Consider the following 7,774-nt stretch of genomic DNA (forward strand, 5'->3'; position numbering starts at 1 on the left):
GGGCACGGCGGCGGGGGCTCAGCCGCCAAGGGGTTCGGCCGCCGGGTGCTCCGGGTCGTACCCCGCCCAGCCCGGCTCGCCGCTCCGGGCGAACGCCGTCCAGGCACCGTGCACCCGGGCGGCCAGCCCCGCCGGCGCCGGGTCGGGGCCGAGCAGCCCCTCGGGCCCGTGCAGCCAGGGCTCGTCCGCCACGTCGAACACGAAGGGCAGCTCGACGGTGTGGGCGGCGCCGAGCCGCCCGTCCAGGGCCGGGGACCGGTACCCGAAGGAGTAGCGGTGGGTGCGGCCGCCGGAGATCCGGGCGTGTGCCCGGGCGATGCGCTCGGTGCCGGCCTCGAACAGGGCGTGCGCGAGCACGGCGGAGCGCAGTTCGCCCGGGGTGGCCCGCGGCCGGCCGGCGCGCAGGGCCGCGAGCACGCCCTCCGGGTCGGCCAGCAACCCGGTGGCGGCCGCGCGCAGCCCCGCCTCCGTGGTGGATTCCAGCTCCCCCTGCGGTGCCAGGTAGAGGTTCGCCTCCTCGGTGTTGGTGCCGATCAGCAGGTCGACGTCCCTCGCCGGGCCTTCGGCCAGCGCGTCCGCGGGCTGGACCGGCAGGACCAGCCCGAGCGGGCTGAGCCCGGCCAGCGGGTCCACGGCGGTGCCGGTGCGCAGGTCGAGGCCGGTCAGCTCGGGCAGGACCGCCACCAGCCGCTCGTCCGGCACGGCGGCGAACGCCCCGGCCGTCGGCTCGACGCCCAGGGCGGCGGCCGCGGCGGTCGTGACCCGCCGTGCCTGCTCCGGGGTGAACGCGCCCGTCCCGCTGCCGCTCTGGACCACGGCCCGCCGGAACAGCCCGCGCGCCTGCGGCGTGGCGAGCAGCGCGCAGACGAGCGTGGCGCCCGCGGACTCGCCGAACACGGTGACGTTGCCGGGGTCGCCGCCGAAGGCCGCCACGGAGTCGCGCACCCAGCGCAGCGCGGCGAGCACGTCCAGCAGGCCCCGGTTGGGCGGGGCACCCGGCAGGTCGAGGAACCCGGGGATGCCCAGGCGGTAGTTCACCGCCACCAGCACCACGCCGTCCCGGGCGAAGGCGGAACCGTCGTAGAGGGCGGCGCGGTTGGAGCCGGTGATGAAGCCGCCGCCGTGCACGAAGACCATCACCGGGCGGCGCCGGCCGTCGGCGGCGGGCGTGTGGACGTCGACGGTGAGGTACTCCGGGCCGGGCACCCAGCCCGGCCCGAAGTAGGGGCTCACGTCGAGCCCGTCGAAGGCGCGGGGCGGCTGCGGGGCGGTGGGCGAGGGCCGGGTGCCGTCGCGGACGCCGGACCAGCCGGGGTGCGGCCGGGGCGGGGCGAACCGGCCGGCGCCGGCCGGCGCCGCCGCGTAGGGGACGGCCCGGTAGCGCTCGCCGGTGCGGGCGCGGGCGCCGCGGACGGCTCCCGCCGGGGTCGTGACGACGGGTTCTGCCTGTCGGGGCACGTGAATCGGTTCCTCTCCACTGCGTCAACCGGGCGAACCGGCTGACCTGGCTGGACTGGCTGGACCGGTTGAACTGGGGGCTGACCCGGGGCCGCCCCGGGGCCGACCGGTGTCGGCGGCGCGTCAGGAGATGCGCGGGAAGCCCGCCCACTCCTCGACCGCGAAGCCCGGGCCGCGGCGCGCGACCTCGACCGCGCCGCTGCCGCCGAAGTGCGCCGGGAAGAGCAGCGCGTGCCGCTCCGCGGCATCGCCGAGCAGCCGGTGCCGGGTGGCGCGGGACTGTGCCGGGTCCTCGCAGAAGCAGGAGTTGGTGTCCGGCTCGGCGAGTTGGAGCGGGGTGTGCACGAGGTCCCCGACGAACAGGGCGCGTTCGCCGTCGGAGTCCAGGGTGAGCACGGAGGATCCCGGGGTGTGCCCGGGCGCGGGGTCCAGCCGCAGGTTGCGGTCGATCCGGTGCCCGCCGTCCCACAGCCGGACCTGCCCGGCCCGGTGGACCGGCGCGACGCTGTCCTCGAAGACGTTCCGGTTGCCCTCGCCGAGCACGCTCCGGTGGCCGTTGGCCGGGTCCCAGAACTCGAAGTCCGGGCGCGGGACGAGGTACGTCGCGTTGGGGAAGGTCGGCACCCACTCCCGGCCCTCCAGGCGGGTGTTCCAGCCCACGTGGTCGATGTGCAGGTGGGTGTTGACCACGAGGTCGACGTCCTCGGGCCGCACCCCGGCGGCGGCGAGGTTGTCCAGGTACTCCGTGTCCAGCCGGTGCCAGACCGGCGCGTACGGCCGGTCCTTGTGGTTGCCCACCCCGGTGTCGACCAGGATCGTGCGGCCCTCGCTGCGCAGCAGCCAGGTCTGGATCGCGGTGCGGCACTGGTCGGTCCCCGGATCCCAGAAGTCGGGCGCCAGCCAGTCGCGGTGCTCCTGCCACGCGCCGTCGGGACTGTCCGGGAAGAACTGCCCGGGGGTCAGCCCGGCCGGGCCGTAGTACTCCTTGACCCGGGTGACCGTGACGTCGCCGAGGGTGAGCTGGTCCGGGGCGTGGTGCATGGGTCCGTCCTCCGGTGCGGGGCGCGCCCCGGGGCGGGGCGGCCGGCTGCGGCCCGTGCGGCGGATCGTGTCGGACGGGCCCTGGCACCGAGCCTCGGCGGTCCGGGCGGCGCGGACCAGTCCCGGCCGTTCCTACCCCTCGCAGGGTGTGGCAGCGCCCGGCCGGCCGTCGAATACTGGGGGGATGAACGGACCAGGACCCCTCGGCGACTTCCTCCGGGCCCGACGGACGCGGCTGCATCCCGCGGACGTCGGACTGCGCGAACTCGGGCCCCGCAGAAGGGTGTCCGGGCTCCGGCGGGAGGAGGTGGCGCAGCTGGCCGGCGTCAGCGTCTCGTACTACACCCGGCTCGAACAGGGGCTGTCCCGCGGGGCCTCGCCCGAGGTGCTGGACGCGATCGCCCGCGCCCTGCTGCTCGGCGGCCACGAGCGCGAACACCTCGACCGGCTGGCCGGCGCCGCCCGCCGGGCACCCCGGGTGCGCCGCCCCGGGCCGGAGCGGCTCACGGCGGAGACCCGCGACCTGCTGCGCTCCGTCGGCGGCGTCCCGGCGGTGGTGCTCGGCCGCCGGATGGACGTCCTGGCCTGGAACCCCCTCGGCCACGCCCTGCTGGCCGGCCACCTGGACCGGGACAGCCCCGACGACCCGGCGCGGCGCCCGAACCTGGGCCGGATGCTGTTCCTGGACGCCCACACCCGGGAGCTGTACGCGGACTGGCCGCGCAAGGCCCGCGGGGTGGTCGGGAACCTGCGCGGAGCCGTCGGCCGACACCCGGAGGACCGGCTGCTCGCCGAGTTGATCGGCGAACTGACCATGGGCAGCCCGGAGTTCGTCGCCCTGTGGGCCGACCACCGGGTGGCGCCCTGCGACACCGCCGCCCACCTGCTGCACCACCCGGTGGTGGGCGCGCTGGAGGTGCACCAGCAGCTGCTGTCGATCGCGGGCTCGCCGGAGCAGGCACTCATCGTCCACACCGCGCCGGCCGGCTCCCCCGCCGAGGAGGCCCTGGCCCTGCTCGGCCGGGCGGGCGAGTTCGGCCCCTCGGCCGCACCGGGCGCCCGCAAGCCGGACACCCGCAAGCCGGGCACCCACAGACCGGTGGCCCGCAAAACCGGTGGCCCGGCGGGTGCCGCCGGAGTTAACCTCGGGGACATGGACGTCATGGACCGAAGCACCAGCGCAGCCGCGCGAGCCGCCAGCTCGCCGGTTGCCGCCGCCTGACGTACCCCCTCCCCCGGCGACCGGAAACGGTCCGCCGGTGGTGTTCCCGGGGCGTTCCCTCCCCCGGTCCCGATGATCGCGCGGCTCGTTCTCCGGCGCCTCCCTCCCCCGAGAAGGAGCCACCGCCATGAACACCGACCAGCTCGTCCGCGTCTTCACCGAGTACTTCGAGGAGCGCGGCCACCGCCGGACCATCGGCTCCACCCTGCTGCCCCCGCCCGGCGACCCGGTGCTGTTCACCACCTCCGGCATGCACCCCCTCACCCCGTACCTGGAGGGCCGTCCGCATCCGCTCGGGACGAGGCTGGTCAACCGGCAGCGGTGCCTGCGCACCACCGACCTGGACGAGGTCGGCGACCGCACCCACCTCACCGTCTTCGAGATGCTGGGCAGTTGGTCGCTGGGCGACTACGAGGGCCCGCAGAGCCTCGACTGGGGCTACGGCCTGCTCACCGACGGCCTCGGCATCGACCCGGGCCGCCTGCACGCCACCGTCTTCGGCGGGGACGACCGGGTCGGGCCGGACACCGGCTCGCTGGAGCTCTGGCAGGACCGCGGGGTCCCGGTCGAGCTGACCGTCGACGACAACTGGTGGTCCAACGGGCCGACCGGCCCCTGCGGCCCCGACTCGGAGATCTTCCTCTGGACCGGCGACACCCCGCCGCGGTCGACCCCGACCCGGGACGACCGCTGGGTGGAGGTGTGGAACCACGTGATGATGCGTCACCGCCGGCTCGACGACGGCTCGCTCGTGCCGCTCCCCCAGCGCAACGTGGACACCGGACTCGGCCTGGAACGGCTCTCCTCGCTGCTCCAGGGCCGCTCCTCGGTCTTCGAGTGCGACGTCTTCGACCCCTGGCGCCGCCTGGTGCCGCCGCTGTGGCAGCTGGACGAGCCATCCCTGCGCCTGGTCTGCGACCACCTGCGCTCGTCGGTCGTGGTGATCGGCGACGGTGTCCGCCCCGGCACCACCGGCCGCGGCTACGTGCTGCGCCGCCTGGTCCGCCGGGTGCTCACCGTGCTGCGCCGCGACGACCCGCAGCGCCGGCTCGGGGACCTGCCGCCGGAGCTGGTGCGGCACACCCTGGACCGCTTCGGCCAGGACGTGGACCCGGAGTCGGTGCGCCGGGTGCTGCTCGACGAGGAGCAGCGCTTCGACCGCCTGCTGGAGCGCGGCCGCCGGCTGCTCTCCCGCCCCCGCTTCCGCGGCCCGCTCGGCGAGGACGACCTCCGCTACCTCCACGACACCCACGGCCTGCCGCGCGAGCTGGTCCTCGAACTGCGGTCGCAGTGACGGACGGTGGCGGGGGCGGGACGGTCGGCAGTACCGTTCCGACCCCGGCACCGCTCTCCGCCTCCCACCGGTCGCCGACCGGACCTCGCTCGGCGGCCCTGGTGGATCGGGCTGGTGCGTGTAAGGTAAGTCGACTTTTCGGGGGGCGGGGGAAACGGAACGTGGTTCAGGACGAGTGTGCGCCGACGCGGCTGCGGTTCAGCCTGCTGGGGCCGATCGGCATCGAGGCCGACGGACGGGCCGTGCCCGCGGGCCCGCCCCAGCAGCGGGCCGTGCTGGCGGCGCTGCTGCTTCGGGCCGGCCGCCCCGTCACCCTGCACGAGCTCGTCGACGCGCTGTGGGGTGCCGAACCGCCCTCGTCCGCCGTGATGGTCCTGCGCACCTACGCCTGGCGAATCCGCCAGCGGCTGGCCGGCCCTGACGGCGGCGGACGCAGCGGTGGCGGGCCCCGGAGCGCCGGGCCCGACGGCACCGGCCCCGGCGGCACCGGCCCCGACGGCGGTACGCCCGTGGCGCAGCTGCTCAGCTCGGTGGGCGACGGCTACCGGCTGTCCGTACCGCCGGAGTCCGTGGACGTCCACCGGGCCGAGCGGCTGGCCGCCACCGCAGCCCGCGCCTGGCGCAAGGGGCGGCGGAAGGAGTGCGCCACGCTGCTCACCGAGGCGCTCTCCCTGTGGCAGGGGGAGCCGCTGGCCGGCGTGCCCGGGCCGCTCGCCGAGGCCGAGCGCTCCCGCCTCGCCGAGCTGCGGCTGACCCTGACCGAGCAGCGCTTCGCCGCCGAGCTCGCCCGCGGCCGGCACCACGCCCTGGTGTCCGACCTCACCGCGTTCGTCCAGCAGCACCCGCTGCGCGAGCAGAGCTACGGCTTCCTGATGCGGAGCCTGTACGCCGCCGGCCGACAGGCGGACGCGCTCGCCGTCTTCGCCCGGGCCCGGCGCACGCTGGGCGAGGAGCTGGGGATCGACCCCGGCCCGGAGCTGTGCGGGCTGCACGGCCGGATCCTGGCCGGCGACCCGGGCCTGCTGGCACCCGCCCCGGCGGCGGTCCTCACCCCGGCGCCGGAGGGCGTCGTCCGCCCGGCCCAACTACCGCCGGACATCTCCGACTTCAGCGGCCGCACCGAGGCCGTCCGGCAGCTCGCCGAAGGCCTGACCGGAGCCGACCGGTCCGTCCTCGGCGTGGCCTCGATCAGCGGCATGGGCGGCATCGGCAAGAGCACGCTGGCCGTCCGGGTCGCCCACCAGGTCCGCGACCACTACCCCGACGGCCAGTTCTACGCCGACCTGCGCGGCACCAGCGGCGAACCGGCCGACGCCGCCGCCGTCCTGGGCAGCTTCCTCGGCGCACTCGGCGTCGCCGCCGCCGACCTGCCGCGCGGCGTCGAGGACCGCTCCCGGCTGCTGCGCAGCCTGCTCGACGGCCGCCGGGTCCTGCTCCTGCTCGACGACGCCCGCGACCTCGCCCAGCTGCGCCCCCTGCTGCCCGGCTCCGGCGACTGCGCGGTGATCGTCACCGGCCGCACCCGGGTCCCCGGCCTGTCCTCCCGTGCCCACCTCGACCTCGACGTGTTCGCCGTCGACGAGGCCCTGGACCTGCTGCGGCAGGTCATCGGCGGACCGCGGGTGGCGGCCGAGCCCGCCGCAGCCGACGAGGTGGTCGGCCTCTGCGGCCGGCTGCCGCTCGCCGTGCGGATCGTCGCCGCCCGGCTGGCGGCCCGACCCCGCTGGGCGCTGGCCCGGCTGGTCACCGCGCTCACCGACGAACGCCACCGGCTCGACCAGCTGCGCGTCGGCGGCCTCGCCGTGACCACCGTGTTCGAGCTCGGCTACCGGCAGCTCAACGGCGTCCAGGCGTACGCCTTCCGCACCCTCGCCCCCTTCACCCGGCCGACGATCGCCCTGGATGCGGCGGCGGCCGCGCTCGGCCTGGGCCCGGAGGACGCCGAGGAGGTATTGGAGTCCCTGGTGGACGCGGCCCTGCTGGAGTCGCCGCAGCCCGGCCGGTACCGCTACCACGAACTGCTGCGCAACTACGCCGAGCAACGGCTGCTCCCGCACGAACGGCCGCCGGTGGCCGCCCGGCTGCTGCGCTTCCTGCTGGCGGGCGCCGTCGCGGCGTTCCAGCGGGCGGTCCCGGGGGATCCGGTCGGCACCACCTTCACCGTCGCGGGCGCCGCCCGCTTCGCCGACCTGGCCGGGGCCAGGGCCTGGGTGGTGCGGGAGTTCGACGGCATCGCCCACGCCGTCGGCGCGGCCGTGCGCTCCGCCCCCGACCCCACGCTGCTCGACGTCGCCGCCGATCTGCTGGTCGCCTGCAGCGCCTTCGGCCGGGACATCTCCTCAACCCTGCTGGGTTCGGTCGCCCACGAGGCCGCCGAGGCCGCCGAGTCGCTCGGCCACCACCGGGCGGCCGGCCGGGCCCGCTTCGTCTGCGGCAACGTGGCCGTCCAGGCCACCCGGCTCGACGAGGCCCGCGAGCACACCACCCGGGCCGCGGACTCCTGCCGGCGCGCGGAGGACACCGTGATCCTCCGGCAGACCTGCAACGACCTCGGCGTCATCGCGCTGTTCCAGCAGCGGAACGCCGACGCGGTGCGCAACTTCGACCAGGCCCTCGCGCTGGCCCGCCTCCTCGGCCACCGCTCCGGGGCGCGCGCCCCCCCCCCGCCCCCCCCCCGCGCCCCCCGGCGCGCCGGCGGCCCCCCCGGGGCGGTGGGGAGAGTGGCCGCGGAAAGAGAATCCCACCGGGGCCGCCCCGCC

5 protein-coding genes are annotated in these 7,774 nt (G+C 76.7%); 3 read left to right on the top strand and 2 right to left on the bottom strand.

What is annotated here, in order from left to right; all coding sequences use genetic code 11:
• Positions 1 to 18: 18 nt before the first annotated feature.
• Together ACFWXO_RS07105 and ACFWXO_RS07110 are read right to left on the bottom strand one after the other, a co-directional pair.
• Positions 19 to 1,458: a carboxylesterase/lipase family protein gene (locus tag ACFWXO_RS07105; protein ID WP_380522669.1), complete on the bottom strand. Its 1,440-nt coding sequence runs from the start codon at positions 1,456 to 1,458 to the stop codon at positions 19 to 21.
• 123 nt (positions 1,459 to 1,581) lie between these two features.
• Entirely contained in the window at positions 1,582 to 2,499 is a 918-nt protein-coding gene (locus ACFWXO_RS07110; RefSeq protein WP_380522670.1) for an MBL fold metallo-hydrolase, read from the bottom strand.
• Positions 2,500 to 2,683: 184 nt separating this feature from the next.
• Here ACFWXO_RS07110 and ACFWXO_RS07115 point away from each other — a divergent pair, with 184 nt between their 5' ends.
• The 3 genes from ACFWXO_RS07115 to ACFWXO_RS07125 all read left to right on the top strand — a co-directional run.
• Positions 2,684 to 3,721: a helix-turn-helix transcriptional regulator gene (locus tag ACFWXO_RS07115; RefSeq protein ID WP_380522671.1), complete on the top strand. Its 1,038-nt coding sequence runs from the start codon at positions 2,684 to 2,686 to the stop codon at positions 3,719 to 3,721.
• 127 nt (positions 3,722 to 3,848) lie between these two features.
• A complete protein-coding gene (locus tag ACFWXO_RS07120) occupies positions 3,849 to 5,015 on the top strand; it encodes an alanine--tRNA ligase-related protein (protein WP_380522672.1) in 1,167 nt (388 codons plus the stop codon).
• Between the two features lie 161 nt (positions 5,016 to 5,176).
• The coding region (locus ACFWXO_RS07125) for a BTAD domain-containing putative transcriptional regulator (protein ID WP_380522673.1) at positions 5,177 to 7,774 on the top strand (2,598 nt) is incomplete at its 3' end.

This window comes from Kitasatospora sp. NPDC059088 (genome assembly GCF_042738155.1).
Classification (GTDB): domain Bacteria; phylum Actinomycetota; class Actinomycetes; order Streptomycetales; family Streptomycetaceae; genus Kitasatospora.